General features: G+C 69.3%; 2 protein-coding genes. Both read left to right on the forward strand.

Going from position 1 to position 2148, the window contains the following annotated elements:
• A partial coding sequence (locus G6018_RS14825; protein WP_187701134.1) for an AraC family transcriptional regulator occupies nucleotides 1-791 on the forward strand: 791 nt, incomplete at its 5' end.
• Between the two features lie 94 nt (nucleotides 792-885).
• A complete protein-coding gene (locus tag G6018_RS14830) occupies nucleotides 886-2061 on the forward strand; it encodes a hypothetical protein (protein ID WP_241731193.1) in 1176 nt (391 codons plus the stop codon).
• The last annotated feature ends 87 nt before the right edge of the window (nucleotides 2062-2148 follow it).

A 2148-nucleotide genomic window follows, 5' to 3' on the forward strand; every position in this document is an offset into this window, starting at 1 on the left:
CCATCCTCGGACCGGTGGCCCGGGCGGTCCGCTCCAGCTCCACCGCCACCGAGGCACTCGAGTGCGCGGCGAGGTTCCTGTTCGTCCACAGCCCCGCGCTGACGATCGGCGTCGACGACGACCCGTGGGACCGGCGCGGCGTGATCGCGCTGACCTACCGCAAGCAACTCTCCGAATCGCCGTACTCCCCGCAGGCCATCGAGCTGGGCCTGGGCCTGTTCCACCGGATGGCTGTGCAACTGCTCGGGCGCAGTCCGGGTCTCCGGTCCGTCGAGCTGCCCCACGGTCCACTGTCGCCCGTGGACCGCTACCTGGACTTCTTCGGCGCCGACATCAAGTTCGACCGACCCGTGGCCGCGCTGTGTGTCGAGCGCCGGATCCTGGACGCCTCGTTCGACACCGCGGACGAGGAGATCCGCCTGGCCGCCCTCGAACACCTGGCGGGGTCGTACTCCGACCCCACCCGGTCGATGTCCGGACGGGTCCGCCGGGCGGTTGCCGAGAGCCTGCCCGGGCGGGTCCCGTCCCTCGCGGAGGTGGCGGCCTCGCTGGCGATCGGGCCCCGGACCCTGCAGCGCCACCTCGTCGTCGAGGGCACCACCTACGGTCAGGTCATCGACGACCTGCGGCGAGACCGGTCGCACCGGTTCATCACGACCACCGACCTGTCCTTCACCCAGATCGCCGACCTGGTCGGCTTCTCCGAACAGTCCACGCTCAGCCACGCCGTACGTCGGTGGTTCGGCCTCTCCCCCGGCGGACTACGGCGCCGGGCAAGACTGTCGCGCTGAGACAAGTTTTCTTCCCGCGGGAACCGGATCCTGAAAGCAGCCGCCAGAACCACGGCACCCGGAGAACCACGGCGCCCGTAGTAGTACAGGAGCGATGATGCTGCGCGACCACCAGCTGAGTGACCAGAAGCTGCCGGAAGACTCGTCCGAGCAGATGCTCGAGCAGATCGGCGCGCGGTCGATCCCCGAGTTCGACGGCGTCCACGACGTGTGGCCCCGCGGCGAGCGCCTCCGGGCCGTGCGCGCGGCGGCCGCCGAGTACAAGACGCGCTTCGTGCAGCAGGGTCAGGTGCGGGCCGTGCAGTCCGTGGACGTGGCCGCGGCGCCGTACCCGGTCAAGTACGCCTTCAACAACGCGGTCTCGGTCCCCAGCCTGCCGCTGATCACCATGATCAACCGGATGATCGTGGTGCAGTACGACGACTGGAACGGCCGTCCCCGCACCCTGGTGTTCGAGCCGACCGTCCCCGCCGGGTCCGCCGAGGCGCCCTTCTACGACAACCTGCAGACGCTCGTCGACCGGATCCCCGGCGGCACCCTGGCCATCAAGCTGCTCCTCAAGTACTTCAACGAGCCGGACCAGGCGCTCGCCAAGGTCGGGCTCACGCCGCAGGACGTGGACTTCTGCACGTTCGACCACCTCCACGTGCAGGACCCACGCATGATCCTCGGCTCGACCGAGGTGATCCCCGGAGACACCGCGCCCCGCACGCCACTGTTCGGCGACGCCAGGCTGCTGGTCCATCGGCGCGAACTGGCCACGCTCGAGGACCTGCACCCGATGCAGTGGGCCTGGTACGTCTCCGGCGGGCTCGGCGGGGTCGACCGGTCCAAGTTCGCGGTGTTCGACGGGGACATCGAGCTCGGCCCCGGCATCGCGCTGATGTGGACCCCCGGCCACACCGACGGCAACCACTCGCTGGTCATCAACACCCCGGACGGCGTCTGGGTCTCCTCGGAGAACGGCATCTCCCTGGACAACTGGCAGCCGGAGCTGTCCCGGATCCCGGGCGTGCGGCGCTACCACGAGAAGTTCGGTCGGGAGATCTGCCCCAACGCCAACACCCTCGAGGACTCGCTGGACCAGTACGACTCCATGATCAAGGAGAAGACCATGGCGGACCGGTGTCCCGGTGACCCGCGCTGGTTGCAGATCCTGCCCTCCACCGAGTTGGTCTCGTGGAAGCGTTTCTGGCCCGTGGTGCCCACCTACTGCCACGGCGGCATCTCCTACGGTCGGATCCGGTCCGGACTGAGAAGCGAGAAGTGACGACGACGACGAGGTCACGCAGCGCGCTCGTGACCGGGGCCGGACGCGGGCTGGGCAAGGACATCGCCCGGATGCTCGCCGGCCGCG

It is taken from the genome of Dietzia sp. DQ11-44, from assembly GCF_014145205.1.
In the GTDB taxonomy this organism is placed as follows: Bacteria; Actinomycetota; Actinomycetes; order Mycobacteriales; family Mycobacteriaceae; genus Dietzia; species Dietzia natronolimnaea.

What these genes read in the sequence shown, in the direction of transcription:
- G6018_RS14830 (WP_241731193.1), top strand. Translation starts at nt 886, where the DNA reads ATGATGCTGCGCGACCACCAGCTGAGTGACCAGAAGCTGCCGGAAGAC.